Source organism: Streptomyces sp. NPDC101110, from assembly GCF_044759525.1.
Taxonomy (GTDB): Bacteria; Actinomycetota; Actinomycetes; order Streptomycetales; family Streptomycetaceae; genus Streptomyces.
Map to the genome: position 1 here is coordinate 43,035 of NZ_JBIVZM010000009.1, position 26,044 is coordinate 69,078.

A 26,044-nucleotide genomic window follows, 5' to 3' on the forward strand; every position below is an offset into this window, starting at 1 on the left:
CCAGGACCCCGCCGTCTCAGTCCGCGCCGCCCGGCAGCGCCCGCTCGACGATCGTGTCCAGGTCCGCCGTGTGCGGCAGCGTCCCGAACGCGTGCCCCCAGTCGCCCCCGAGCCGCGTCGCGCAGAACGCGTCGGCGACGGCCGCCGGGGCGTGCCGGACGAGGAGGGAGGCCTGGAGGGTCAGCGCCATCTGCTCCACGAGACGGCGTGCCGTCACCGGTGTCGCCTCCGACAGGCCCGCTTTGAGCCGCGTCACGGCCGAGTCCAGGCGGACGTCCGCCCCCCGGGCGAGGGCGAGCTCGCCGAACAGGGCCTCCGCGGTGCCCGGTTCGCGGCTCAGCGCCCGCAGCACATCGAGGGCGTTGACGTTCCCGGAGCCCTCCCAGATCGACAGCAGCGGGGCCTCGCGGTAGTGCCGGGGCATGCCCGAGTCCTCGACGTAGCCGTTGCCGCCGAGGCACTCCAATGCTTCCGCGGTGAAGGCGGGGCCGCGCTTGGTCACCCAGTACTTGCCGACGGCGGTGGCGATCCGGCGGAACGCGGCCTCGGACCCGTCCACGTCGTCCCCGCGGATCGCCCGGTCGGCCGCCCCCGCCAACCGCAGGGTGAGCGTCGTGGCGGCCTCGGACTCCAGCGCGAGATCGGCGAGGACGTTGCGCATCAGCGGCTGGTCCACGAGCCGTGCGCCGAACGCGCTGCGGTGGCGCGCGTGGTGCCCGGCCTCGACGAGGGACTTGCGCATCAGCGCGGCCGACATCATCACGCAGTCCAGCCGTGTGCAGTTGACCATCTCGATGATGGTCTTCACGCCCTGGCCCTCGTCGCCGACCAGCCAGGCCACCGTCCCGTCGAACTCGGGCTCGGAGGAGGCGTTGGACCGGTTGCCCAGCTTGTCCTTCAGCCGCTGGATGCGGAAGGTGTTGCGCGTCCCGTCGGGCAGCACGCGCGGCACCAGGAAGCACGACAGCCCGCCCGGGGCCTGCGCCAGGACGAGGAACACGTCGCACATCGGCGCCGACGTGAACCACTTGTGCCCGCGCAGGGTGTACACCCCGGGCTCGGCCGTGGGCGTGGCCGCCGTGGTGTTCGTCCGGACGTCGGAGCCGCCCTGCTTCTCGGTCATCCCCATACCCGCCAGCAGCCCGCGCTTCTCGGTGGGCTCCCGCAGGACGGGGTCGTACTCCCGGCTCGTCAGCAGCGGCTCGTACAGCTTCGCCAGCTCCGGCTGCCTGCGCAGCGCGGGGACGGCCGCGTAGGTCATCGACGTGGGGCAGCCGTGCCCGGCCTCCGTGTGGCCCCACACCAGTCCGCCGGCCGTCCTGACGACATGCGCCCCGGGCCGGTCGTCCGCCCAGGGCGACGCGGCCAGTCCCTCCCCGATCGCCGTGCGCATCAGGTGGTGCCAGCTGGGGTGGAAATCGACCTCGTCGACGCGGTTGCCGTACCGGTCGTGGGTGCGCAGCTCCGGCTCGTGCCGGTTGGCCAGGTCGGCCCACTCCTGTACCTGGGCGCTGCCGGCCTGCCTGCCGAGCCGCCGCAGGTCCTCCTCGGCCAACCCGGCGCCCTCCCGCCGCAGTCCCTCCAGCAGGGCCGTGTCGTCGCAGGCGTCGTACGGGGCGAGGGGCGGGGCCTGATTGGTGACGTCGTGCGTGGCGGGTCCGTCGTGCCCCCGCGGTTCGTCCAGTGTCGAGACCATGCGTCGAGTGTTGCACTCTGTCTACAGCCGCAGCAATCCTGCAACACGGAAATCCGCCGCGTACAGTACGTGACCATGCCGATGAACGTCCCGGCGCGGTCCGGCGCGCTCGACCTGCGCCCGCTGTCCGCGCGGTCGGTCGTACTGAGCCTGCTTCTGGGTACGCACCCGCCTGAACTGCCGGTCAGGGAGCTGTTGCGGCTCGTGGAGGGCTTCGGCGTCGGCGGCTCCACGCTCCGGGCGGCGCTCAGCCGGATGGTGGCCGCCGGGGACCTGCGGCGCACGGACGGGGGCTACCGTCTCAGCGACCGGCTGCTGGAGCGTCAGCGCCGCCAGGACGACGCCGTGCGTCCGCGCACGCGCGCGTGGGACGGCGACTGGGAGATGGTCGTGATCACCGCGACCGGACGCGGCCCCGCCGAACGGGCCGACCTGCGTACGCGCCTGACCGCCCTGCGGCTCGCCGAACTCCGCGAGGGCGTCTGGCTCCGGCCCGCCAACCTCACCCGGGTCCTCGACGGCGACCTGGACCGGGCCGTCCAGCGCTACGCGGCCCGCCCCGACCGGCCCCCGCGCGAACTGGCCGCGGATCTGTGGCCGTTGGACGCCTGGTCCGTCACCGCCCGGGCCCTGCTCGCGCACATCGCCGGTTCGCCCCGCCCGGCCGACCGCCTGGCCACCTTCGCCGCCGTCGTACGGCATCTGCTCGCCGACCCCGTGCTGCCGCCCGGTCTCCTGCCCGCCGACTGGCCCGGCACCGAACTGCGCGCCGCCTACGCCGATTACCAGCGCGAGCTGATCGGGGCGGTACGTGCACGCGTGCGCGGCACATGACGCGGGCGGCCGTGCGTGGCGCCCGCCAGGACGCTCCGCACGGCCGCCCTCACCGTGGGGGGACTGTCTGCCCGGAACTACCGGTAGGTGATGTCCGAGGTGGAGTAGAGGCAGTTCTTGCTGTCGGGTCCGGACCCGACGGCGGTGTTGTTGTTGTACTTCTGGCAGGGGACGACCTTGCGGGCGGAGTCGTTGCGGATCGTGATGTTCCGCAGCGTCGCCACGTCGTTGCGGTTGACGTTGATGCCGACGAGCCGCGCGGTGGAGCCGGTGCCGGTCACGTCGATGGTGTTGAGGTTGACCTTGCGGGTGTACTGCGTGGAGCAGTCACCGCAGGAGCGGTACAGCGTCTTGAACTCCTGCACCGCGAAGTTCGAGATGGTCAGCGTGCCGCCGCCGTTGTGCTGGAAGACCTTGTCCGCCGCCTTCTTCGCGCCGCCGCCGATCACTTGGTAGGTGGCGCCGTTGCCGCCTCGGAAGGTGGCGGCGTCCTCGCCGACGTCCTCCCACCAGACGTTCTGCAGCGTGCAGCTGCCCTCGCAGTGGACGCCGTCGGCCGCGGGCGCGCCGAGGATGACGTTCTTCAGTACCGCGCCGTCGGCGAGCTTGAAGATCGGGTCCTGGCCCTCCTCCTGGCCGTCACCGGCGAGGCTTCCGGTGCCGTAGTACCGCTTCATCCCGTAGTCCTTGGTGCCGGACACGGAGATGGTGGAGGAGGTTCCCTGGCTGCCGTTGGGGGTCGGCCAGGTCGCGGCGCTCGCAGGGTGCGCATGGAGAGTCATGATCATGCCAACCGAGAGGCCGAGTGCGGCCAGGGTGCCGGTCATCGCGCGCCCGCGGGCGCGCCGGCGTGTCGCAGAAGTCATGTCCCGATTCCTTCTTGGTGGGGGTGGCGGGGTCAGGGCCTTCCGTGATCGTGGATTCCGTGGGGGGCTCGATAAACATGGATGGGCACATATATGAACGATGTTCTTCATCATGTCCATCTGTTGGCGCAGAACGCGGTCCGTTCGCTTCAACGGGTCATGTTGCTGAACGGAACGTAGAGGGCAAGCGCTTTCTAGTCAACGCCTCGCGCAGAACGGATCCGGTCGGCCCTGGTTGCGGGGGTGGCGTTGTGGGAGCGCTTCCATGGAAGTCGTGCCCATGCCACCATGCCCGTTCGGACGCCTCCCTCGACGGAAGGAACCCGAACGTGCCTGCCACCCCCCACCCCGTGCCGAGGAGACCCCTGCGGCCGCTTCTCCTCGCGCTGGTCGCCGCGCTGCTGCCCTTGCTCGCGGCCACCGCGCTCACCGCACCCGCCGCCGCCGGCGAGCCCGCCCGTGCCTCCGGTCGTGAGGGCGCGGTGCCCGCCGCGGCTCTCGCCGAGGTCACGAACTTCGGCGCGAACCCCAGCAACCTGCGCATGTACCTGTACGTACCGGAGAGCGTGACCGCGAAGCCGGCGCTCGTGGTGGCCGTGCACTGGTGCACCGGCTCGGGCCCGGACATGTACAACGGCACCGAGTACGACACGCTCGCCGACCGGTACGGATTCATCGTGCTCTACCCGTCCGTCACCCGCAGCAGCAAGTGTTTTGACGTCTCCTCGCCCCAGGCCCTGCGCCGCGGCGGCGGCAGCGACCCGGTCGGCATCAAGTCGATGATCGACTGGACCACCCGCACCTACGGCGCCGACCCGGGCCGGATCTTCGCCACCGGCATCTCCTCCGGCGCGATGATGACGAACGTCCTGCTCGGGGACTACCCGGACGTGTTCGCGGCGGGCGCAGCCTTCTCGGGCGTCCCGTTCGGCTGCTTCGCCACGACCGACGGCTCCGAGTGGAACAGCGCCTGCTCGGGCGGCACGGTCACCCGCACCCCCAAGGAGTGGGGCGACCCGGTGCGGGGCGCGTACCCCGGCTACACCGGGCCCCGCCCCCGGATGCAGATCTGGCACGGCACCCAGGACGACGTCCTGCGTTACCCCAACTTCGGGGAGCAGATCAAGCAGTGGACGAACGTCCAAGGCGTGAGCCAGACGCCGGCAGTGTCCGACGCGCCCCAGTCCGGCTGGACCCGCACCCGCTACGGCGGCACGGGTGGACGGGCCGCCGTGGAAGCCGTCAGCCTCCAGGGCGTCGGCCACAATCTGTACGCCCAGGGCATGGCGCCCCGGGTGCTCACCTAACTCCGCCCCCGGCCGTGTTCACGCTCAACGGAACGGCGTGCGCGACCGGTTGACGCAACTGGCCGAATGCCGGATCGGGGCGAGGCCGGACCGGGCCGGTGGTCGTCGTGTGCGGGGCCGGTTGACCCCACTCTCCGGGTGCCGCACCGGACGGCCGGTTCAGACCGACCGGTGGTACTGGTCCGGCACCCGCACCTCGCCGCCGAGTTCGCGCGCCGCGTGCCGCGCCCACGAAGGGCTGCACAGCAACTCGCGGCCCAGCAGGACCGCGTCGGCCTCGCCGTTGGCGAGGATCTTCTCGGCCTGCTCCACGTCGGTGATGAGCCCGACCGCGGCCACCGGCAGGGCCGCCTCCTTCTTCACCCGGGCGGCGAAGGGCACCTGGTAGCCGGGGCCGGTGGGGATGCGGACACCGGAGGCGTTGCCGCCGGTGGAGACGTCCAGCAGGTCGATGCCGTGGGCGCGCAGGTCGGCGGCGAAGCGGACCGTGTCGTCCGCGCTCCAGCTGCCGTCCTCGAGCCATTCGGTCGCCGAGATGCTGAAGAACAGGGGCTTGTCGTCCGGCCAGACCTCCCGTACGGCGTCGACGACTTCGAGGGCGAAGCGCGTGCGGTTCCCGTACGAGCCGCCATAGGCGTCGGTGCGGTGGCTTGGAGTGCGGGGAGAGGAACTCGTTGATCAGGTAGCCGTGGGCCCCGTGGATCTCGGCGATCTCGAAGCCGGCGGCGAGCGCGCGGCGGGCCGCGGCCGCGAACTGCCCGACGATCTCCTTGATCTGGTCGCCGGCCGGTCCGACAGATGACTGTCCCCCGGATCGGGCCGGGCAGGCCGCGGAAGAAGCCTGACAGCCTCGCGGTGGACAACGCGTACAACAGCGGCCCCGGCCGCGAGTACTTGCGTCGTCGGGGCATCGGGCGCACGATCCCGGAGAGGACTGATAGCCAGGCTGCCCGCTTACGCGAAGGATCTCGCGGCGGACGGCCACCCGGTTTCGACGAAGAGCGGTACAAGAAGCACGGCATCGTCGAGCGGGCAGCCAATCGTTCGAAGCAGTGCCGGGCGGTCGCCACTCGCTACGACAGACGCGGCTACGTCTTCCTGGGCACCGTCACAGCAGCAGCCCTCTCCATACGGCTGCGAACGTGATCGCCCGGACACGACCTAGGGGATCTCGGTGCGCGCGGCCGCCAAGAGGGAAGCCCAGTCCGGGAGTTTGACCACTCCGCGGCCCAGCGAGGCGCCCAGTTCCGCCTCCGCCCGCTCGATCGACTGCCAGCCCTGCCAGGCGACCGGGTCGGCTCCCGCCGCGCGCAGGGCCGCAAGGGGGTCGTCGGCCACTGCCCGCCGGGTCAGCACCGGTGCATCCGCAAGGAGTGACGTCGCCGTCTCCTTCGCGCAGGGTCGGTTCGTGCCGATGACGCCGGTGGGGCCGCGCTTGATCCAGCCCGCCACGTATTCGCCGGGGGCGACGACGCCCTCGCGCAGGACGCGGCCGGACAGATTCGGGACGGTGCCGGTGGCCGGGTCGAACGGCAGGCCCTCCAGGGGGACCCCACGGTAGCCGACCGAGCGCAGGACCAACTGTCCCTCGAGGACCTCGAAGCGACCCGTGCCGGTCACACCGCCCCGGCCGTCCGGGGCCGTGCGCTCGAATCGCGCGGCCCCCACGCGGCCCCGGTCGGGGAGCAGTTCGGCCGGGCGGAGGAAGAACCTCAGGCGGATACGGCGCGGGGCGCCCGTCGGCGGAGTCTCCGCCCAGCCGCGCAGCACCTCCACATTGCGGCGCTGTGGCGCGGGCAGCGCTGACGGATCGGTGTACCCCGGGTCCAGGGCCAGCTCGTCCGGGTCCACGACGACGTCGGTCTCCGGCAGGGTGCCCAGTTCGCGCAGCTCCTTGGTGGTGAAGCGGGCCTGGGACGGGCCGCGCCGGCCCACCATGTGGATCTCGGTCACCTTGCTGTCCGCCAGGGTGGTCAGGGCCGCCTGTGGCATGTCGGTCGGGGTGAGCTCGGCCAGGCCGCGGGCCAGCATCCGTGTGACGTCCACGGCGACGTTGCCCACGCCGATGACGACGGCCGACCGGGCGTCGCGCAGGAATCCGGTGTCCACGGCGTCCGGATGGGCGCTGTACCAGGACACGAAGCGCGTCGCCGACCAGCTCCCCGGCAGGTCCTCGCCGGGGATGCCGAGATGCCGGTCGGTGGCTGCGCCCACGCAGTACACCACCGCGTGGTAGAGCTCCCGCACCCGCGCGACGGTGACCTCGCCGGGGCCGACCTGCACGCCGCCGAGGAAGCGGACCCGGTCGTGCTCGAGGATGGCGCGGAGGTTGTTCTGCAGCGACTTGATCTTCTCGTGGTCGGGTGCCACACCGTAGCGGACGAGGCCGTACGGGCACGGCAGGCGGTCCAGGACGTCGACGCGCACGTCCGGGTCGAGCTGCACGAGGCTCTGGGCGGTGTAGCACCCGCTCGGCCCGGAGCCTACGACGGCGACTCGCAGCACGGCGGAACTCCTAACCCGGGGGATCCGGAGGATCACGGGAGAGCGCTGACGTCTCCAGCATCGCACCGGCCGGGCTCCGCTGACAGGGTGCCGTGCTCCGCCCGTGACGCGTGTCCTATCTATAGGGAATGTGATCATGCGGTTACGTTCAGTGTGTGCTGGATGCATCCTTTCTGAATCTCTCTGATCGCTCTCCGGTGGACGGTTCTGTGTCCGTGCGCCCCGCGTGGGAAGTGCGGGAGAGCGAGGGCTCCACGCGGTGGTTCGAGTACCGGCTGGTCTTCCCGGACGGCGCCAGGCTCGACGCGCTGGCGGTCGTGGGCGGCGGATACGTCCGTGTCGAGGAGGTGCGCGCTCAGCCCGCGCTCTCCCTCGACGACCTGGGCGTGCTCGCCGACTGGATCGAGGAAGCGGTGGCCGGGGCGTGCGGTGCCGGGCCCGAGGAGGGCGCGGGCCCGGGGCGCCGCGCCAGGCCCGCGTGGCCGCGCGGGCCGGAGGGGCGGTGGCTGGTCGCTCGGGAGTACCGGGCGGCCCAGCGGGACGGCGCCGACCCGGTCCTCGCCGTGATGAGCGCGACCGGGCACAGCCGGCGCGCGACCCTCAGGCTGATCGGCCAGGCCCGCGACGCGGGCCTGCTGACACCGCGCCGCGCCAGACGCTGAACCGACACCACCGCCTGTTCGCCGTGCGGCGCCGAGGTCAGGCTCCTTCGGGGGTGATCAGGCAGAAGGGGTGGCCGACGGGGTCCTCGTACACCCGGTAACCGATCGGCTTGTCCGAACCGTCGAGCAGCGTCGCGCCGAGCGCGAGCACCTGCTCCTCGGCCACGTCGAGGACCGCGACCACCACGTCGATGTGCATCTGCTGAGGGCGCGCGGGTTCCGCCCACCGAGGTGCGCGGAAGTCGTCCACTCGCTGGAAGGCGACGACCGGTGTGCCCTCGGCGTTCTGGAGCACGACGAAGTCACTGGAGTCCTCCTGCCGTGAGAGCGACAGCAGCGCCTCGTAGAAGCCGGCGAGCCGCCCCGGGTCGGGGCAGTCGATGACAACGGTGTACAGACGTCCGATCACCCGCCCCACTGTGTCACCGGCCTACGGGCGGGCCACATGACCGCTGGCGCGACCAGGTTGATGAGACCCGGTTCGTTCTCCGAGGCCCGAGTCCAAGGGCGGCAGGCTTTCACAGGAGTCAGGCACCCCACTATCGCCGGTACCGCAGCCGACCTCGAAATGCCACCAACCCTCCGTCTGCCCCCGTGTCAGGAGGGACTTGACGCCGGCGAAGTCTGCGCCTGCGGACACCGTGAAAGCCACCCCGACTCTGACGCTCCCCCTGAATGGGGTGATCATGGCGGGTCGATCCGGCACACTGGTTCGATGCGGCACGATGCTGAGGAGCCTTTGTCCGGCGGCAACGTCAGTGAGGGTGTCGTTCGTGTCGGGGACACCGTTCGCCGTCCGGCCGGGCCGTGGACTCCCGCTGTGCATGCCCTGCTTGCCCACCTGCATGAGGTGGGATTCGGCGCGGCGCCTCGCCCACTCGGCATGGACGATCAGGGGCGTGAGGTCCTGACCTATATGCCGGGAGACGTGGTCTGGCCCGACCGGTTCTCTCTGATGGAACCCGCTCGGCAACTGGCCCGTGTTGCGCGCCTGATCCGGGATTTGCACGACGCCGTGCAAGACTTCACGCCGCCGTCCGATGCGCAGTGGCAGACGCTGATCCCCGCTGAGGGCAGTGACATCATCGCCCACAACGACCTGGCCCCCTGGAACCTCGTGGTCGCAGATGAGGCGCGGTGGGCCTTCATCGACTGGGACACCGCAGGTCCCAGCTCGCGCCTGTGGGATGTCGCATACGCCGTTCACGGGTTCATCCCGCTGTCCGCCCATCCGGACTGGCAGAGCCCGGACGCGGCGGACCGGCTGCGAGTCTTCGCCGACGCCTACGGTCTCGCCGAGTCCAAGCGTCGTGGGTTGGTCCCCGTGCTGGGGCGCCGTACGCGTTCCATGCACGACTTCCTGCGCGACGAGGCAGCCCGAGGAGCCCAGCCCTGGGCAAGGCTGTGGGCTGAAGGCCACGGAGACGCCTGGCGAAACGACGCCGAACACATCGAGCAACGCGAAGACCAGTGGATGCAGGCTCTGCTCGCCGGCTGAGGCATCCGTGCCCGTGTCCGGATCCCGGCGTCGAAGGGCATCTCGAACCGGATCACTCACCGAGGCATTCACCGGCCATGCGGCCACCTGACCGCTCGCGGGGACGAGATCGAACGAAACCGACTCGGGCCATGCGGAACAAGCTCAGAGCATGTTCCGCATCCGGGTGATCTCGCTCGTCTGCTGGGCGATCACCTCGTCGGCCATCTCCTCGACGCGGACGTTGTTGCCCTGTCCCTTCACCTCCGTGGCCATGGTGATCGCGCCCTGGTGATGGGTCGTCATCAGGGACAGGAAGAGGTGGTCGAAGGCCTGCCCGTCGGCGGTGCGGAGCTTCTTCAGCTGGGCATTCGTCGCCATGCCGGGCATCGTGGCGTGCTCGTGCCGTTCGGCCTTCAGCGGTTTGCCGTACGACTTCAGCCAGCCCTTCATCGCCTCGATCTCCGGCTTCTGTCCGGCGGCGATGCGCTGGGCGATCCGCTTGACGTCCTTCGACTCGGCCCGTTTCGGGACCAGTTCGGTCATCACCAGGGCCTGGGCGTGGTGCGCGATCATCATGCGGACGTAGGAGACGTCGGCCGAGTTCGGGGAGTCGTTCTCCGAACGCCGGCCGGTGGCCTCCTCGGCCGACAGGGTGCGGTTCGCCTCGCCGGGCTCACCCGGTGCGATCACCGCGGGCCCGTCCGCCGCGGCCGGCTTCCGGTCCGGACCGGAGTCACAGCCCCCGGCCGCGAGCACGGCCAGCGCGACCAGCCCCGTCGTGACGGCGGACACCCGGGACGCACGGCGGAACAGCACAACGACCTCCAGTGACAAGCGGGTTGGGAAGCACCTCGTGTTGCGGACGACGTACTGGCACGCTTCCGCGGGTCATTGATCGGAAAACTTCATTGCGATTCCGTTGCCCCCTGTTGGTATGAGCATGGCGAAGACGATACTGCGTGGTGCGTGAACCGTTCCGCAGCGAACGGAACCAGGGAGGAAAACAGTGATCCTGTTGAACGACCGCAGAACACGCCGCAGACGCCTCGGAGTCGCCGCTGCCGCCGGTGGGCTGCTGGCCGCGCTCCTCACAGCGGCACCCGCAGGGGCCACCCCCGACCCGGGAGACGCGCCGCCCGCGCCGAAGAAGGTCTCCAAGAGCGCCCAGGCCGAGGTCCGGGAGGCCATCGAGAACGGCGACATACCGGGCCAGGACGAGATCGTCCACTCCGACAACATCAAGCACCTGGCCCACGTCCCCAAGGACGTCCTTCAGGGCACGAACTCGGACCTCGCCTTCCAGGGCAGGTACGCGTTCGCGGGCAACTACGACGGCTTCCGCATCTTCGACATCAGCAACCCCAAGGCGCCCGAGACCGTCACCCAGGTGCTGTGCCCCGGCTCGCAGAACGACATCTCCGTCTCCGGCAACCTGCTGTTCCTGTCCACCGACTCCTCGCGCAGCGACAGCAGTTGCTCCAGCACCACCCAGCCGGCGACCGAGAAGTCCTCCTGGGAGGGCATGAAGGTCTTCGACATCAGCGACAAGCGCAACCCGAGGTACGTCGCCGCCGTCGAGACTGCCTGCGGCTCGCACACCCACACACTGGTGCCCGAGCGCCGCAACGTCTACGTGTACGTCTCCTCGTACTCGCCGAACGCCGCCTACCCCGACTGCCAGCCGCCGCACGACGGCATCTCGGTCATCAAGGTGCCGCGCAACGCCCCCGAGAAGGCGAAGGTCGTCGGCTTCCCCGTGCTGTTCCCCGGTGAGGGGCCGGACGGCGGCGGCAACCCGGGCGGGCCCACCAACCCGGGCGTGAGCAAGACCACCGGCTGCCACGACATCACCGTGCTGCCCTCGAGGGACCTGGCCGCGGGCGCCTGCATGGGTGACGGCATCCTGTTCTCCATCAAGGATCCGGAACGCCCGAAGGTCATCGACCGCGTGCAGGACAACGTGAACTTCGCGTTCTGGCACTCGGCGACCTTCAACCAGAGGGCGAACAAGGTCGTCTTCACCGATGAGCTGGGCGGCGGTGGCGCGGCCACCTGCAACGCGGAGATCGGCCCGGACCGTGGTGCCGACGGCATCTACGACATCACCGGCAAGGGTGACAGGCGCAAGCTCGTCTTCCGCAGCTACTTCAAGATCCCCCGCCACCAGGCCGACACCGAGAACTGCGTTGCCCACAACGGCTCACTCGTCCCGGTCGAGGGCAGGGACATCATGGTCCAGGCCTGGTACCAGGGCGGCGTGTCCGTCTGGGAGTTCACCGACTCGGACGAGCCCAAGGAGATCGCCTACTTCGACCGCGGCCCGCTGACCACCGACGCGATCAAGTCGGGCGGCTCATGGTCGGCGTACTACTACAACGGCTACATCTACTCCAACGAGTACGCCCGGGGCTTCGACGTCCTGAAGATCGACGACCGGCGCACCGACCCGGCCCGCCGGGTCCACGTGCGTGAGCTCAACGTCCAGACGCAGCCGGACTACTTCGACTGACCCTGCGGGTCGCACTCCGGTGCGGCTCCGGTCGCGAAGAAGCGCGACAGATCCTCGTCGCCCCTCCCGCCGCAGGCCCCGGCCTCCGGCGGGAGGCCGAGCTCCCGGTCGAGCCGGTAGCGCTTGAACAGCTCGGCCCGCAACAGCGGCACCGGCATCGGCACCCCCGGCACCAGGGCCGCGTACACGGCACCCATCAGCAGGGCGCGCATCATCGGGTAGTCGCTGTCGACGTCCGGCGACCCGTGCCGGGCCACGGTGTCCCGCAGCAGCTCGGCCAGCCGCCGCTGCTCCGGGCACTGCATGAACCCCTCGGCCTGGAGGATCCCCGCCATGTGCTGACGCATCAGCACGGGCCGGTCCCTCGCCAGGCCCAGGATCGCGTCGATGGCCCGGGCCATCCGTTCCCGGCCGTCCTCGGTGCGCGGCTCGCGCTCCAGCGCCTCCTCCAGCGTCCGGTGCATCAGCCGGTGCACGGCGGACTGCACCAGCTGGCGCTTGCCGGGAAAGTAGTACGACACCAGGCCGCGGGCCGAACCCGCCCGGTCGGCGATGTCGCCGAGCGTCGTCGCGTCGAAACCGCGCTCGCTCACCAACTCGACCGCCGCTTGCAGGAGCCGCTCCCGCGAACGCCGCCGCAACTCTTCGTTCACCGAGGCGCTACGCGGAGACATGCGGCAACTCCTGTGTTGACTGGCTGCCAGCCAACTATACTCAGAGGGTCCCGGCCAAGACCTGTCAGGTCCCGGCCGGTGATGCCGTCTGCCTCGGGCGACGCGGGGGATCGTCCGAGGCGGGCGGACAGTCCGACCCGGTGGTGGCCTGGGGCTACTTTCCCCGGCGGGCGGGCGGCCCACAGGGGAGCGGCGCGTACGCCTCGGCTCCCGGCTCCGGGCCGGCCGTCTCGAGCACCCGCATCGCCGCAGTCGACCCGGCGTCAGCCGGCTCCGGGCCGGCCGTCTCGAGCCCGCATCGCCGCAGTCGACCCGGCGTCAGCCGGCTCAGGGCTGCCAGCGCCGGTGCACCCACACCGCGAGGGTCACCACCGTCGCGCCGAGCAGCCAGCCGCCCACCACGTCCGACGGCCAGTGGACACCGAGCCAGATCCGCGTCAGCCCCACCCCCACTACGGACACGACGGCCACGGCCACGGCGGTGCGCCATACGACCCGGCCGACGCCGTGCCGGTGCAGCAGCCAGAGCAGCAGGCCGCAGACCACCGTGGCGGTCATGGCGTGGCCCGACGGGAACGCCGAGTAGTGGGCCGAGTCGACGGGGTCGGGCCAGACCGGGCGCGGACGGTCCACCGCGGCCTTGACGCCCTGCTGCAGCAGGGTCCCCAGGGCGACGGCCAGCGCCAGCCACACCGCCGTCCAGCGCGCCGCCCACCGCACCACCAGCCACACGACGACGGCCGCGCACAGCACACGCATCGACCAGGGATCCCACACCCAGTCCGTGAGGATGCGGCACGCCTGCGTGAGGACCGGTTCGTCGACCGCCCAGCGATGGGTGGTGCCGGAGATGTCGCCGTCCGCGCCGATCAACGGATTCCATCTGGCCGCCACGAGGACCAGCAGCAGCGCCGAGCACAGGGCCAGGACGCCGGCGAGACCGGCCGTGGTGCGGTGTTCCGGACGGGGCGGGGAGTCGACGGACGAGGTGTGCATACAGCGATCCTCGCCGAACCGGGGGGTCCGGATCCAGTACTCGGACGATCTTGCGTCGCAGGGATGGCATCCTTCGGCCACCATCGTTCGCACGGAGGCCCTCGTGCGGCCCTCGCTACCCCAGCGCCCGCAACCCCGGCACGAACGCCGACAACACCGGCGCCACGGCCCTCGCTACCCCAGCGCCCGCAACCCCGGCACGAACGCCAGCAACACCGGTACCACGGGCACCAGCGCGGCCGCCGCCGTCAGCCGCAGGCGCCGGGCGGCGGTCAGCCGGTCCGGGGGAGTGAGCAACCGGTTCACCCGCGCCGGGACATGGGCCTGCGGGGTCGGGCAGGGGCCGAACACGCCGCGGTGCTCGTTCAGTTCGACCAGGGCCAGGGCTGTGGTGAGACGGCCGAAGCGGCGCGAGGCCGTGTCGTCGGCGGCGAGTTCGACCAGGCGGTGCATCTCGTCACGGAACGCGGCGAACACCGGCACCTGCGGAAAGCCGCCCGCCAGGGCCGAGGAGCAGTTCAGCAGCCAGTCGTGCCGGGCCCGGGCATGGCCCTGCTCGTGGGCGAGCACGGCGTCCAGCTGTCGGCCCTTCAGCCGCCGCAACGCGGCCGTGCTGACGACCAGTTGCGGGGGAGTGCCAGGCTGCCACCAGGCATCGGGCTGCTCGCTCTCCAGGACGACCAGCCGGCCGGAGACGGCCACCTCACCGGGCAGCAGCGGAGCCCGGACCAGCAGATCGGCGCGCCGCCGACGGCGCCGGGCGCGGGCCCGGCCGATCTCGCGCACCAGCATCGCGGCGCTCCACAGCCCGCCCCCGGCCAGTGCGACCGCGGTGGTGGCCGCCCAAGGGCCCGCCGTGCCGAGGGCGTAGGCCTCGACGACCGCGTGCGGGGCCGTGGCGAAGAGGTGCCCGCCGACCGCGTGCCAGGCCGCGGCCGCACTGAGCGTCATCGACAGCGCGCAGCACACGAGTACGGCCGCCACCACGCACTGCCACACCCACAGCGCCACCACCGGCTCACGGTCCGGCCAGTCCGCCCGGGCGAGCAACCGGGGGGCGACCACGGCGGTCAGGGCGCCGAGCAGCAACAGCGCGGCGGGGAGCATCATGGGGGCAGCCTATGAGCGCGGCCCCACCCGGGGGTACGACTTGTGGCGTCAAAGTGACGCAGGCAACGGAGCCGTTGGGGCACCGACCAGGCGGACGCGGTTGCCGGGCCCGGGAGTCCGCCGGGGTGCCGCCCGCCGGTCCGGTTCACACACTGGCGGGGCGCCGCCCCCGCCGTCGGCTCACAGACCGCCGGGGTGCCGCCCCGCCGGGTCCGGCTCACAGCGTCAGCAGCATCGCCACCATCGCGATCCCCATGGACAGCCGGCAGGCCCGAGCCAGTTCCGGCCGGTCGCCCCACCCCGCGGCACCGCCTCCCCCGGCCACGGCGGCGACCGGCACCAGACGGACTCCGGCCAGGAGCACGTATCCGGCGAAGTAGAGCAGCAGCGCCCCGGTCAGCAGCGGCACCCCCGATCCGCCCCGGCCGTGCCCGTGGGTGGGGGAGCCGGCCATGACGAGCGACATGTAGACCATCGCCGCGGTGCCCACCAGGTGGTGGAGGTGGTGCGAGCCGGCCCGCGCCGCCCACAGCGCGTGGACGCCGGCCGCCCCGAACACCGCGGCGTAGACCGGCCACGCCCATGCGGGCGGTGTGAAAACCGTCGTAGGTACGGCCATCGCGGCCATCCCGAAACCCATCAGCGCCTCACCGCCCGCGGCGCTGCGCTGCCCCTCGGTGCCGCCGCGCATGCGCGCCAGGCAGTAGGTGCCGGTCACCGCGCAGAGCGCCACCAGCAGCCAGCCGGACGAAGCCGGTCCGTGCACGCGCACCTCCCCGTTCGTAAGTCGGTCGATCGATGCCCGGGCCGTGCGGCGCGCACGCGAGCGCAAGGATGTACACGGGGAGCATTCGGCGGAGCACGCAGATGAAGCCAAATGCTTTACGAGTAAAACACCTGTTAATCTTGTGGTCATGCGTGCCGCGACCCCCACCCCCGCCGTCCCACCCGCCCGGCGTCTCCCGCTGGCGGGGGTGCTCCGACTCGGCAGGCCCTCGGAGATCTGGTTCAAGCCCGCGCTGAGCGTCGTCGCCGCGATCGCACCGCCCGCCCTCGCACTGCAGGCCCTCGGCCGGCTCGACCTCGTCATGTACGCGATGGCCGGGTCGCTGTGCGCGCTGCACACCCACAACCGCCCGTACGCCGCCCGGGCCGGAGCCCTGCTCCGGGTGGTGCTGGGCATGCTCGGCGGGCTCGCCGTGGCCCTGGTCGCGGCCGCGCTCACGGACAGCGCCGTCGTCCTGGTCACCGTAGGGGCGCTGCTGGCCGCCGTGCAGAAGGTGCTGTGCGACGCCACCCGGATCGGCCCGCCGGGCAACGTCGTCCTCACCTTCGTCAGCTCCGCCGCCCTGTTCGCGCCGCAGACGATCGCCCAGGTGCCCGGCCGTCTGGCCCTGGCCGCCGGGACCGGTGCCTGGGCCTGGCTGGTCGGCATGGCGCCGGCGCTCGTCCGGCCGCACGGACCGGAACGCCGCGCCACCGCCGCCGCCCTGAGGGCCGCCGCCCGGTACGCCGACACCGGCGGCGCGGGGGAGGGGCACCCCGGGGCCCGCGCCGCCGGGTACGCCGCGGTGCAGGCCGCATGGCAGTCGCTGCTGTCCACCCCGGCCCACTCCCGGACCCGGCGGGCTCTGGAACGGCTCGTCGTCCGTGCCGAGGTCGCCCTCGCGGCGCCGACGGAGGCGGACACGGTCCGGCTGCGTGCCTGGGCGGGCTCGCTGTGCGGCACCGGGCCCGTCCCGGAGGCCGGACTGCCGTATGGGGCCGCCGACGAACTGCTCGGCCTGGCCGCTGCCCGGCCCTTCCGGGCACGGCCGGCCCCACTGACGCCGCTCGCGGTGCGTACCGCACTCGGATGCGCGCTCGCCGGCTACGCCTCCCTCCGCCTCGGCATCGGCCGCCCCTACTGGGCCCTGGTCACCGCCGCCTCGCTCTACCAGGCCAACACCACGCTGACCTGGAGCCGTGCCGTGCAACGGGTCGTCGGCAACGTCGTCGGCGTGCTCGTGTTCCCGGCCGTCGTGCCGGTCGCCCACCTCGGGCCGGTGGCGCTCGTGCTGTGCTGCCTCGCGTTCAGTTTCGGCGCCGAGGTGCTGATCGGCCGGAACTACTGGCTGGGCAGCGTCTGTGTGACGCCCCTGGCCCTGCTCATCACGGAGTTCGCCGGGTATCAGACGCCCGGCACACTGATGACGGAGCGGGTCGTGGACACCGTCGTCGGTGCGCTGGTGGGGTTCGCCGCCGCCGTGGCCGTCACCAACCGGCGCGCGGGGGACCGTGTCGAACACGCGCTGACCGCCGCCGACCGGGCCCGTGAGCACGCCGCCCGCCTGCTGACCGAGCCGGACCCGGGCCCGGCGGCCCTGGAATCCGCCCGCCGCGGACTGGCCGGCGCCCTGGCCGACCTGCGCGCCGCCGCCGACGCCGCCGCCGGTGAATGGTGGCAGCGGGCCCTGCCCCAGGAGCGGGTCGTGCTCGTCGAACAGTCCGGACACCGTACGCTCGCCGCTACGGCCCGACGCCAGGGACTGCTCCCTGATCGGGACCCGGCCACCGAAACGGAGGACGCACGGCAATGACGCCGACCGAAGGACCATCGCCCATGGGGAGCACCGGGGGACGCGCCCCGCAGCCGGGGGACGAGGCAGAACCGGTGGCGCAGGGGTGGGCGGCCGGCGCGGGGTCGGCGGCGGGCGGGGAGCCCGCCCGCGGCGCTCGGGCCGCCGCGGGCGATGTTCCAGGCGGGCGTCCGGTCGAGGAGCCGGAAACCGCCGCCGCGGATCCGGCTCGCGCCCCGGCCGGCGAAGCCGACCCGGACGCCGGACTCCACCACGGAGCCGGTCCCGCTGACGGCCGTCGGGGCGACACCGTGGCCGCCGTCGTCCGGCAGTGGCGGTCCGTGCGTCCCGGGCTCGACACCGGGCCGATGGAGATCATCGGGCGGATCAATCGCTGCGCCGCCCTGCTCCAGCAGGCCGAGGACGCTCCGCTGCGCCGCGCAGGGCTCAGTCGGCCCGAGTTCGACCTGCTGGGTGCGCTGCGCCGTACCGGGCACGAGCTGACGCCCGGCGAACTGGCCCGGGAGACCTTCTCGTCCGGGGCCGCCGTGACCAAACGCCTGAAACAGCTGACCGAGCGCGGTCTGGTGGAACGGCGCGGGGACACCCGTGACCGCCGGGTCGTCCACCTCCGCCTCACCGACACCGGACGCGACCTCGTCGACGAGGTCCTGCCCGTTCAGCTCGCCTACGAGACCGCCGTGCTGTCCGGCCTCGACGGCCCCGAGCAGGACGAACTCGCAGACCGCCTCGGGGAGTTGCTCAGCAGGCTGGAAGGGCGGGCCGGGATGCTGCGGCCCTGAGCCGCCCACGGGCCGGGGCGGCGTACCGGCCAGGGCACGTCGTGCACCGTGCGGCGGTACGGGGAGCGGGGGTCCTCGACGGCCGCCCGGCGATCTCCGAAGAGGTTCGGGGTGATGGCCGGCATGCGCAGGAAGCCGTGCGGGAACCCGATCGGCACCGCGCGCTCCCCCCCGTCGAGCCGCGCGAGCGCGTCCTCGTCGAGCCGGAGCGCACTCCGGCGCCCGTCACGGCCGGACTGTGCCGTCGCACACCGCCGGCTCAGCCCTCGTAGTCCGCCCGGTACACGCCGAACATCGCTCCCTGTGGGTCCCGCAGCACCGCGATGCGCGGCCCGTCGGGCACGGAGGTGGGCACCATCAGGACCGTGCCGTGCTCCTGCACGACGGCGGTCGTGGCGTCCACGTCGGCCACGGCGAAGTACGGCAGCCAGTGCGCCGGCACCTCGGGCGGGAACTTGTCGTCCATCGTCACCATGCCGCCGAAGTCGGCGTCCCCGACGCCCCACTGGGTGTAGCGGTCCGACGGGGCCACGGTCCAGCCGAACACCCGCGTGTAGAAGGACACGGCCCCCTCGGGATCCCGCGTCATCAGCTCCACCCAGCCCAGCGAGCCGGGCGCGTTGAACAGCCCCGCACCCGGAAAGGTCCCGGCCTGCCACAGCTGGAACACAGCGCCGCCGGGGTCGGCGGCCACCGCGAAACGGCCCACGTCGAACACGTCCATCGGGCCGAGCAGCGGTGTCCCGCCCGCCTCGGTCACCGCGCGGACGGTGGCGTCCGCGTCGGTCACCGCGAACGACACGTTCCAGGCGACCGGCTGGGACGGCTGGTACAGCGGGGCGAGCGCGGCCACCGCCAGGTCACCGAGATGCGCCACGGTGTAGCCGCCGGCTTCCTGACGTGCGTCCGTCTCGTGCCGCCAGCCGAACAGCCGTGTGTAGAACCGCCGGGCCGCCTCCAGGTCGCTGGTCCCCAGCTCGGCCCAGCAGGGGCCGCCGGTCACCGGTGCGTCGAGCTTCATGGCGTTCCTTCCGCGAGCGGCGAGGACGAGCCCCCCCGGAGCTTCTCCAGCACGCTAAGCCGCGTCGCGGGGGCCCTGCCATCCGGGGAAACCCACTGGTGTGCCGTCGCGGCCCCGGCGTACCCTCACCCCGTACCGCACCGCGTGGCGGCCACCGGCTCCTTCACCCTGCCCGGAGGTATCCCATGCCCGCGCCCGAGGTGCGCCCCTTCCGCCGCACCGACCGCGACCAGCTGACCGACCTGGTCAACCTGCACGTGGCGGCCGTCGTCCCCGGCGTCTCCGTCTCCGTGAACACCGTGCTCGGCGACTTGGAGCGCCAGCCGGGGGAGTTCATCACCGACCCGTGGGTGGCCGAGCGGACGACACTCGTCGCCGAGCAGCGCGGGCACGTCGTCGCCGCGGCCCATCTGCTGCGCTACCGCGCGGACGCCGACGTCGGCGACACCTACCGGGCCGCCGCGGAGATCAACTGGTTCGTCCATCGCCCGGCGGCGCCCCTCTGGCCGGACGCCGACCGTGCCGCCGACCTGTTGATGCGGGCGTGCCTGGCACAGTTCGCCCGCTGGAACGCCCGAGTCGGGTACGGGGACGGGTCCCTGCCCGCCCCGCTCGTCTACGGACTGCCCCGCAACTGGCCGCACATCCGGGCCCTCTACGAACGCGCGGGGTTCCGGCACACCGGTGGCACCGAGGTCATCCTGATCGCCCGGGTCGCAGACCTGCCGGTCCCCGGGCCCCGGCCGGACGTCGTGGTCGAGCGGACCCCGGGGGCGTGCGGCACCCGCTTCACCGCCCGGGCCGAGGGGAGGAGCCTCGGCTTCATCGAGATCGACACGGCCCTGGCCCGTCCGGAACGCCACGCCCGTGCCGCCGGTCTCGCCGAGATCGGCAACCTGCACATCGACCCCGCGCTGTACGGCACCGGCCTGGAGCACTGGCTGCTCGGCCGGGCCGCCGACTGGCTCCGGCTGTGCGGCGTCGACCGGCTCGTCACCTGTGAATCCGCCGGCGACAACGCGATGCTCGCCCTGCTGGCCGATGCGGGGTTCGGCGAGCTCACCCGCACCGACCGGGGCTGGGAACACCACCCCGAACGGGCTCGGATGCCCGGGCGGTCCCGCACCGACCGGGGCCGGGAACACCGCCCCGAGCGGGCTCAGATGCCCGGGCGGTAGCGCATCGGGTGGTCCGCCGGTACCTCCACCAGCACGATCGGCGTCCCGTCCGGGTCCGCGATCCACATCTCGACCAGGCCCCAGGGTTCTCTCACCGGCGGCCGCACGATCTCCACGCCCTTCGCCCGTAGCTCCTCCTGCGCCGCGGCCACGTCGTCGACCTGGAGCCACAGCCGTACGGAGGGGGCCTGGGGGGTCTCGGACCGGCCCGAGACCTCCAGGTGGCCGCCGCCGGTGAAGAAGACCGTGCCGCGCTCCGGGCCCGTGCCGAACTCCCGGTACACGGCGAGGCCCAACTGCTCGCCGTAGAAGAACCGGGAACGCTCGGGGTCGGTCGGGCGGAGCAGAAGCCGGCTGCTGAGTACATGCACCATGCGGCGGAGCCTAGTCGTGGCGTTACGCTCATCCCTGCCCGAGCCGCGCCCGCAGGACGGAGACGTACACCCATGGAGACCGCCGCCACACCACTGACCTTCCGCGACGCCACCGACGCCGACGTGGACGAGCTGGTCGCGCTGATCGAGTCGGCGTACCGGGGGGACGACAGCCGGGCCGGGTGGACCACCGAGGCGGACATCCTCGAAGGGCAGCGGACCGACCCCGAGGGGGTGCTGGCGGTCATCAAGTCGCCCGACAGCCGGCTCGTGACGGTGGAGCGGGAGGGCAGGATCGTCGCCTGCTGCCAGCTGGAGCACCGCGGCGAGAACGCCTACTTCGGGATGTTCGCCGTCAGCCCCCTGCTCCAGGGTGCGGGCCTCGGCAAGCTGATCATCGCGGAGGCGGAGCGCCAGGCTCGTGAGGACTGGGGCGTGCGGGAGATGCAGATGACGGTGATCTCCGTCCGCGACGACCTCATAGCCTGGTACGAGCGGCGCGGCTACCGCCGTACGGGACGCATGACCGCGTTCCCGTACGGCGACGAGCGCTTCGGCGTCCCGCAGCGCGACGACCTGCAGTTCGAGCTGCTGGTGAAGGAACTGGCGTGACCACTAGGCCGTGAAACGGCCCGTGCGTTTGATGTCCGGGTGGTCGGTGGTCGCGCCGTCCAGGCCGAACGCCCGGACCAGCCGCAGCTGGTCCTGCGTGTTCACCACCCAGCCGATGATCTTCAGGTCGGCCTTGCGAGCCCGCTCCACGATCTCCAGGGTGAGCCGGCGGATGTTCAGGCAGACGGTCTCGGCACCCGCCTCGACGGCGCGGTCCACGATGTCCGTGCCGTAGCGACTGGCGATCAGCGCGGTGCGCACACCCGGCACCAGTGGCTTGATCTCGGCGATCGCCTCGTCGTGGAACGAGGACACCTCCACCCGGCCGGCCAGGTCGCGCCGGTTCATCACCTCGGCCAGGGCCCGGGCCGCCTGCTTGTCCTTGATCTCCGCCTGCAGTGGCGTGTGGACGGCCTCCAGAACCTCTTCGAAGACCGGCACCCGCTCGCCCCGGCCCGCGTCCAGGGCCCGCAGCTCGGCGAGGGTCTTCTCCGCGATCGGGCCGGCGCCGTCGGTCGTGCGGTCCACATCCGTGTCGTGCATGACGACGAGCGCGCCGTCCTTGCTCAGATGCAGATCGAGTTCGATGGCGTCGAGGCCCGCCTCCTGGGCGGCGACGAAGGACCGGAGGGTGTTCTCGGGCTCCACACCCATGACTCCGCGGTGACCGATGGTGAGGAAGTTCAAGACGCGACTCTCTTCCGTCGACAGGCGGCACTGGGGGCCTGACGGCCCCCCTGACCGTATCGCCTGGACCCGCCCTGTGCAGAGAGTGAGGGCATGGTTGCGGCACATCCGGGCAGAAGCGTGACCGACAGGAAAAAGTGCGGTGAAGCACAGGGTCGGGCAGGATAATTTCCCGGGTTCACCCTTGCTGGGAGGAACCTCGTGTGTATACGGTCTGCATACGTGAGATTCTCCCGTGGAAGGTGGGACATGACGGAAATTCTTGTGCAGGTGGGTTCGGAGGAAGCTCTTCCTCCCGTGGCCAGGGTGGTGGACCACCCGGCATGGCCCGTGCTCAAGGATGCCGTGGAGCGGATCCGGCCATGGCAGTCCAAGGACGGGTCGATCGACTTCGACGCCGAGGGCGCGCCCGACGCGGCCGATGCCGAGTTCGCGGTCCGCCAGGTCGCCGACGCGGTCCGGGAACTCTCCCCGCTGCTCCCGCACGACGGCGCCTACCACGAGGCTCTGGTCAAGGACCTGACCCGGTGGGCCGACAGCGGCTTCCAGGTGCCCGACTTCCTCGACTCGCTGCTGGCCTTCCAGCCCGCCGCGAACCGCGCGGACGGCCTCCAGCACCTCGTCGTCTTCCCGATGTACACGCAGAACGGCAACCCGGACCGCAACCTCGAGGCGGTCGTGCTGCGCATGGTCTGGCCGGACTGGCTGGCCGAGCTGGAGCGCACCCGCTACGACAACCCGCTCTTCTGCGGCATCAAGTTCGAGGACTTCACGGCCGGCTACGACACCAACTCCGCCGTCCTGTTCCCGGAGACCATCGCCGTGCGCGAGGCCCCCGAGCGGTTCACCTGGGGCGGCATCTTCTGCGACCGCGAGGCCGCCCGCTTCCGCCGGGTGACCGACGCCGCCGTCGACATCCTGGGCCTGGAGCTCCCCGAGGACGTCGCCGCGATGGTCCACGACCAGAAGCGCTGCGAGGAGGCGTTCGTGCTGTGGGACATGGTCCACGACCGCACCCACAGCCACGGCGACCTGCCGTTCGACCCCTTCATGATCAAGCAGCGCCAGCCGTTCTGGATGTACGGCCTGGAAGAGCTGCGCTGCGACCTCACCGCCTTCAAGGAGGCCGTGAAGCTCTCGGCCGACGGTGTCCCGCAGGCCCGTGACGTGCAGGTCGCGGTCCTCTTCGACCGCATGTTCCGTTTCCCGGTCACCGGCGAGCGGGTGCGCAACTACGACGGCCTCGGCGGTCAGCTCCTCTTCGCCTACCTGCACAAGCACGACGTGGTCCGCTGGACCGACAACAGGCTCACCATCGACTGGGAGCGCGCCCCGCAGGTCACGAACCAGCTGTGCGCCGAGATCGAGGACCTGTACCGCGACGGCATCGACCGCCCGAAGCTCGTCCACTGGTTCGCCGGGTACGAGCTGGTCTCCACGTACCTCGCTCCGCACCCGGGCTCCAAGTGGGCCAAGGGCCCCGACGCCCTGGACACGACGCAGCCGCCGCGCAAACTCGTCGATGACGTGCTTCCGGACGAGTTTCCGCTGAGCATGTTCTATGAGGCACTGTCCAAGAAGCTGAAGAACGTGATCGCCTCCACCAAGGGCATCACGGCGGACGACGCCGAGCGGATCGCCGCGTGAGCGATCGGCGTACCGGGAACACTGCTCAGGAGGCGAGGATCATGGGGAACGGGGCGCTCAGCGGTGCGGTGATCGCGGTGGCCGGAGCGGGCGGGCCCGCCGGCCGGGCCGCACTGCTCAGGCTGGCCGAGGCGGGAGCGACCGTCATCGGCTCGGACAACGACCCGGAGCGGCTGGCGGAGGCGGTGGACGCGGCGCGCTACGCGACCGGCGGTGCCACCGTCATCGGTGACACGGTCGACCTGCTGAACCTGGAGGCCACCCGCGACTGGGCCACCCGCATCGAGAAGGAGTTCGGCCGCGTCGACGGCCTGGTCCACCTCGTCGGTGGCTGGCGTGGCAGCGAGACCTTCACCAGGACCAGTCTCGACGACTGGGACTTCCTGGAGATGCTGCTGGTCCGCACGGTGCAGCACACCTCCCTCGCCTTCCACGAGGCGCTGCAGCGCAGCGACCGCGGCCGGTACGTGCTGATCAGCGCCGCGGGCGCCAGCAAGCCCACCGCGGGCAACGCCGCCTACGCGGCCGGCAAGGCGGCGGCCGAGGCCTGGACGCTGGCCATGGCGGACTACTTCCGCAAGGCAGGGGGTGCCGAGGGACCGACATCGGCTGCCGCGATCCTGGTGGTCAAGGCGCTGGTCCACGACGCGATGCGGGCCGACCGGCCCAACGCGAAGTTCGCGGGCTTCACCGACGTCAAGGACCTGGCCGAGGCCATCACGGAGGTCTGGGAGAAGCCCGCCGCCGAAGTGAACGGAAACCGTCTGTGGCTCACCGAGAAGCCGTGAACCCGCCGAAGACCGACGCCCGTCGTCATCACGACCCCGATATCCGCGGTTTCGCAAGCGACAACTACGCCGGGGCCCACCCGGAGGTGCTCGCCGCCCTGGCCCTGGCCAACGGCGGGCACCAGGTCGCGTACGGCGAGGACGTCTACACCGAGACCCTCCAGCGGGTGATCCGCAGCCACTTCGGGCCCACGGCCGAGGCGTTCCCGGTCTTCAACGGCACCGGCGCGAACGTCGTCGCGCTCCAGGCGGTCACCGACCGCTGGGGCGCGGTGATCTGCGCGGAGAGCGCGCACATCAACGTCGACGAGTGCGGGGCCCCCGAGCGGGTCGGCGGGCTGAAGCTGCTGACCGTTCCCACGCCCGACGGCAAGCTCACGCCCGAGCTGATCGACCGGGAGGCGTACGGCTGGGACGACGAGCACCGCGCGATGCCGCAGGTCGTCTCCCTCGCCCAGGCCACCGAGCTCGGCACCGTGTACACGCCGGACGAGATCCGGGCCATCTGCGAGCACGCCCATGCGCATGGCATGAAGGTGCACCTGGACGGCTCCCGGCTGGCCAACGCCGCCGCCACCCTGAACGTCCCGATGCGGACACTGACCAACGCCGCCGGTGTCGACATCCTCTCCCTGGGCGGCACCAAGAACGGCGCCCTGTTCGGCGAGGCCGTCGTGGTCCTCAACCAGGACGCCGTCAGCCACATGAAGCACCTGCGCAAGCTGTCCATGCAGCTCCCCTCCAAGATGCGCTTCGTGTCGGTGCAGCTGGAGGCCCTGCTCGCCCGGGACCTGTGGCTGCGCAACGCCGGTCACGCCAACGCGATGGCCCAGCGCCTCGCCGAGGGCGTGCGGGCCGTGCACGGGGTGGAGATCCTCTACCCCGTGCAGGCCAACGCGGTCTTCGCCCGGCTGCCCCACGACGTGAGCGAGCGCCTCCAGAAGCGGTTCCGTTTCTACTTCTGGGACGAGGCGGCGGGTGACGTCCGCTGGATGTGCGCCTTCGACACGACCGAGGACGACGTGGACACGTTCGTGGCGGCCCTGAAGGAGGAGATGGCCCGCTAGGGCGCCCGATCACCGGGCAGTGATGCATACGTATGCGGCAGGGCGTAAAAAGATTGACCTGGCTGCGGGTCTCTCCCTACGCTCTGCCCGCATGCAGCTCATCCAGCAGACGCCCGACCTCTCCGCCTACTTGTCCGCCGACGAGGCGATCGACCACCACCACCCGCTCGTTCGCGAGACCGCGGCGAGGCTCGCCCAGGGTGTGGCGGACTCGTATGAGTATGCGCGGGCGGCTTTCGAGTACGTGCGCGACACCATTCCGCACTCGCAGGACTCCGGCGATCCGCGCGTCACCTGGCGCGCCTCCGACGTGCTGGAGCAGCGCACCGGCATCTGCTGTGCCAAGGCCCATGCGCTGGCCGCACTGCTGCGAGCCGAGGACATTCCCACCGCACTGTGCCACCAGAGGCTCGGCGAGGTGCACGGACTGGTCGCCGTGCGGTTCGACGGTGCCTGGCACCGGCAGGACCCCCGGGGCAACAAGCCCGGCGTCGACGCGCAGTTCTCCCTCCATGGTGAACGGCTCGCCTTCGTGCCCGATCCGGCGTCCAATGAAATGGACTATCCAGTCCTGTATGCTGCACCGCACCCGGTCGTGCTGGGCGCTCTCACCGCGGCTCGCGACCGGCCGCACCTGTGGCAGACGCTCCCCACCGCACTCTGAGGCAAG

Annotated in this window: 24 protein-coding genes and 2 pseudogenes; 13 read left to right on the forward strand and 13 right to left on the reverse strand. The window is 71.7% G+C overall.

The window, feature by feature from the left end; genetic code table 11:
• Nucleotides 1-16 precede the first annotated feature (16 nt).
• Nucleotides 17-1,696, reverse strand: coding sequence for an acyl-CoA dehydrogenase family protein (locus ACIQU3_RS21625; protein ID WP_403927169.1), 1,680 nt, complete (start codon nt 1,694-1,696; stop codon nt 17-19).
• Between the two features lie 75 nt (nt 1,697-1,771).
• Here ACIQU3_RS21625 and ACIQU3_RS21630 point away from each other — a divergent pair, with 75 nt between their 5' ends.
• Nucleotides 1,772-2,530 (forward strand): PaaX family transcriptional regulator C-terminal domain-containing protein, encoded by a 759-nt coding sequence (locus ACIQU3_RS21630; RefSeq protein WP_403736165.1) that lies wholly within the window; start codon nt 1,772-1,774, stop codon nt 2,528-2,530.
• Nucleotides 2,531-2,607: 77 nt separating this feature from the next.
• Here ACIQU3_RS21630 and ACIQU3_RS21635 read toward each other — a convergent pair whose 3' ends face one another.
• Nucleotides 2,608-3,396 (reverse strand): pectate lyase, encoded by a 789-nt coding sequence (locus ACIQU3_RS21635; RefSeq protein ID WP_403736162.1) that lies wholly within the window; start codon nt 3,394-3,396, stop codon nt 2,608-2,610.
• Between the two features lie 329 nt (nt 3,397-3,725).
• On the opposite strand from ACIQU3_RS21635, the pseudogene ACIQU3_RS21640 reads away from it, so the two are divergent.
• A pseudogene (locus ACIQU3_RS21640) lies at nt 3,726-4,700 on the forward strand (alpha/beta hydrolase family esterase); the annotation flags it as partial.
• Between the two features lie 162 nt (nt 4,701-4,862).
• Here the strand turns inward: ACIQU3_RS21640 and ACIQU3_RS21645 are convergent.
• Both ACIQU3_RS21645 and ACIQU3_RS21650 read right to left on the reverse strand, forming a co-directional pair.
• Nucleotides 4,863-5,484 (reverse strand): annotated as a pseudogene (locus ACIQU3_RS21645) (tRNA-dihydrouridine synthase); the annotation flags it as partial.
• 380 nt (nt 5,485-5,864) lie between these two features.
• Nucleotides 5,865-7,208, reverse strand: coding sequence for an FAD-dependent oxidoreductase (locus tag ACIQU3_RS21650; RefSeq protein WP_403736154.1), 1,344 nt, complete (start codon nt 7,206-7,208; stop codon nt 5,865-5,867).
• A 209-nt stretch (nt 7,209-7,417) separates the two neighbouring features.
• Between ACIQU3_RS21650 and ACIQU3_RS21655 the strand changes: the two genes are divergently transcribed.
• Complete coding sequence (locus tag ACIQU3_RS21655) at nt 7,418-7,870, forward strand: DUF6214 family protein (protein WP_403927172.1); 453 nt, start codon at nt 7,418-7,420, stop codon at nt 7,868-7,870.
• Between the two features lie 37 nt (nt 7,871-7,907).
• Here the strand turns inward: ACIQU3_RS21655 and ACIQU3_RS21660 are convergent, their stop codons facing one another.
• Complete coding sequence (locus ACIQU3_RS21660; RefSeq protein WP_403927175.1) at nt 7,908-8,279, reverse strand: VOC family protein; 372 nt, start codon at nt 8,277-8,279, stop codon at nt 7,908-7,910.
• Nucleotides 8,280-8,585: 306 nt separating this feature from the next.
• Between ACIQU3_RS21660 and ACIQU3_RS21665 the strand changes: the two genes are divergently transcribed.
• The gene (locus ACIQU3_RS21665; RefSeq protein ID WP_403927178.1) at nt 8,586-9,368 is read left to right on the forward strand and encodes a phosphotransferase enzyme family protein; all 783 of its coding nucleotides are present in this window, start codon (nt 8,586-8,588) and stop codon (nt 9,366-9,368) included.
• A 144-nt stretch (nt 9,369-9,512) separates the two neighbouring features.
• On the opposite strand, the gene ACIQU3_RS21670 is transcribed toward ACIQU3_RS21665, so the two are convergent.
• Nucleotides 9,513-10,166 (reverse strand): DUF305 domain-containing protein, encoded by a 654-nt coding sequence (locus tag ACIQU3_RS21670; protein WP_403736297.1) that lies wholly within the window; start codon nt 10,164-10,166, stop codon nt 9,513-9,515.
• Between the two features lie 190 nt (nt 10,167-10,356).
• On the opposite strand from ACIQU3_RS21670, the gene ACIQU3_RS21675 reads away from it, so the two are divergent.
• Entirely contained in the window at nt 10,357-11,859 is a 1,503-nt protein-coding gene (locus ACIQU3_RS21675; RefSeq protein WP_403736142.1) for an LVIVD repeat-containing protein, read from the forward strand.
• Here ACIQU3_RS21675 and ACIQU3_RS21680 read toward each other — a convergent pair.
• From ACIQU3_RS21680 to ACIQU3_RS21695, 4 genes are all read right to left on the reverse strand, one after another.
• Entirely contained in the window at nt 11,847-12,533 is a 687-nt protein-coding gene (locus tag ACIQU3_RS21680; protein WP_403736139.1) for a TetR/AcrR family transcriptional regulator, read from the reverse strand. The genes ACIQU3_RS21675 and ACIQU3_RS21680 overlap by 13 nt on opposite strands.
• 327 nt (nt 12,534-12,860) lie before the next feature.
• Nucleotides 12,861-13,529, reverse strand: coding sequence for a phosphatase PAP2 family protein (locus tag ACIQU3_RS21685; RefSeq protein ID WP_403927180.1), 669 nt, complete (start codon nt 13,527-13,529; stop codon nt 12,861-12,863).
• A gap of 174 nt (nt 13,530-13,703) precedes the next feature.
• Complete coding sequence (locus ACIQU3_RS21690) at nt 13,704-14,639, reverse strand: M56 family metallopeptidase (protein ID WP_403927182.1); 936 nt, start codon at nt 14,637-14,639, stop codon at nt 13,704-13,706.
• A 217-nt stretch (nt 14,640-14,856) separates the two neighbouring features.
• Nucleotides 14,857-15,405, reverse strand: coding sequence for a DUF5134 domain-containing protein (locus ACIQU3_RS21695; RefSeq protein ID WP_403927185.1), 549 nt, complete (start codon nt 15,403-15,405; stop codon nt 14,857-14,859).
• A 148-nt stretch (nt 15,406-15,553) separates the two neighbouring features.
• Here ACIQU3_RS21695 and ACIQU3_RS21700 point away from each other — a divergent pair, with 148 nt between their 5' ends.
• Nucleotides 15,554-17,218, forward strand: coding sequence for an FUSC family protein (locus ACIQU3_RS21700; protein ID WP_403927187.1), 1,665 nt, complete (start codon nt 15,554-15,556; stop codon nt 17,216-17,218).
• Nucleotides 17,219-17,508: 290 nt separating this feature from the next.
• Nucleotides 17,509-18,000: a MarR family winged helix-turn-helix transcriptional regulator gene (locus ACIQU3_RS21705; RefSeq protein WP_403927506.1), complete on the forward strand. Its 492-nt coding sequence runs from the start codon at nt 17,509-17,511 to the stop codon at nt 17,998-18,000.
• 259 nt (nt 18,001-18,259) lie between these two features.
• Here the strand turns inward: ACIQU3_RS21705 and ACIQU3_RS21710 are convergent, their stop codons facing one another.
• The gene (locus tag ACIQU3_RS21710) at nt 18,260-19,021 is read right to left on the reverse strand and encodes a VOC family protein (protein ID WP_403927190.1); all 762 of its coding nucleotides are present in this window, start codon (nt 19,019-19,021) and stop codon (nt 18,260-18,262) included.
• A 185-nt stretch (nt 19,022-19,206) separates the two neighbouring features.
• Between ACIQU3_RS21710 and ACIQU3_RS21715 the strand changes: the two genes are divergently transcribed.
• On the forward strand, nt 19,207-20,199 hold the full coding sequence (locus ACIQU3_RS21715; protein ID WP_403927192.1) for an N-acetyltransferase: 993 nt from the start codon (nt 19,207-19,209) through the stop codon (nt 20,197-20,199).
• Here the strand turns inward: ACIQU3_RS21715 and ACIQU3_RS21720 are convergent.
• Nucleotides 20,181-20,573, reverse strand: coding sequence for a VOC family protein (locus ACIQU3_RS21720; RefSeq protein ID WP_403736115.1), 393 nt, complete (start codon nt 20,571-20,573; stop codon nt 20,181-20,183). The two genes, ACIQU3_RS21715 and ACIQU3_RS21720, sit on opposite strands and share 19 nt — an antisense overlap.
• Nucleotides 20,574-20,645: 72 nt before the next feature.
• Here ACIQU3_RS21720 and ACIQU3_RS21725 point away from each other — a divergent pair, with 72 nt between their 5' ends.
• On the forward strand, nt 20,646-21,185 hold the full coding sequence (locus ACIQU3_RS21725) for a GNAT family N-acetyltransferase (RefSeq protein WP_403927195.1): 540 nt from the start codon (nt 20,646-20,648) through the stop codon (nt 21,183-21,185).
• Nucleotides 21,186-21,188: 3 nt separating this feature from the next.
• Here ACIQU3_RS21725 and ACIQU3_RS21730 read toward each other — a convergent pair whose 3' ends face one another.
• A complete protein-coding gene (locus tag ACIQU3_RS21730; RefSeq protein WP_403736108.1) occupies nt 21,189-21,872 on the reverse strand; it encodes a glycerophosphodiester phosphodiesterase in 684 nt (227 codons plus the stop codon).
• A 249-nt stretch (nt 21,873-22,121) separates the two neighbouring features.
• Between ACIQU3_RS21730 and ACIQU3_RS21735 the strand changes: the two genes are divergently transcribed.
• From ACIQU3_RS21735 to ACIQU3_RS21750, 4 genes are all read left to right on the forward strand, one after another.
• Nucleotides 22,122-23,519, forward strand: coding sequence for a DUF6421 family protein (locus tag ACIQU3_RS21735; protein ID WP_403736102.1), 1,398 nt, complete (start codon nt 22,122-22,124; stop codon nt 23,517-23,519).
• A gap of 41 nt (nt 23,520-23,560) precedes the next feature.
• Nucleotides 23,561-24,307, forward strand: coding sequence for an SDR family NAD(P)-dependent oxidoreductase (locus ACIQU3_RS21740; protein ID WP_403736099.1), 747 nt, complete (start codon nt 23,561-23,563; stop codon nt 24,305-24,307).
• On the forward strand, nt 24,304-25,374 hold the full coding sequence (locus ACIQU3_RS21745; RefSeq protein ID WP_403736096.1) for a threonine aldolase family protein: 1,071 nt from the start codon (nt 24,304-24,306) through the stop codon (nt 25,372-25,374). Before ACIQU3_RS21740 ends, ACIQU3_RS21745 begins: the two co-directional genes overlap by 4 nt.
• A gap of 91 nt (nt 25,375-25,465) precedes the next feature.
• The gene (locus ACIQU3_RS21750; RefSeq protein WP_403927198.1) at nt 25,466-26,038 is read left to right on the forward strand and encodes a transglutaminase domain-containing protein; all 573 of its coding nucleotides are present in this window, start codon (nt 25,466-25,468) and stop codon (nt 26,036-26,038) included.
• The last annotated feature ends 6 nt before the right edge of the window (nt 26,039-26,044 follow it).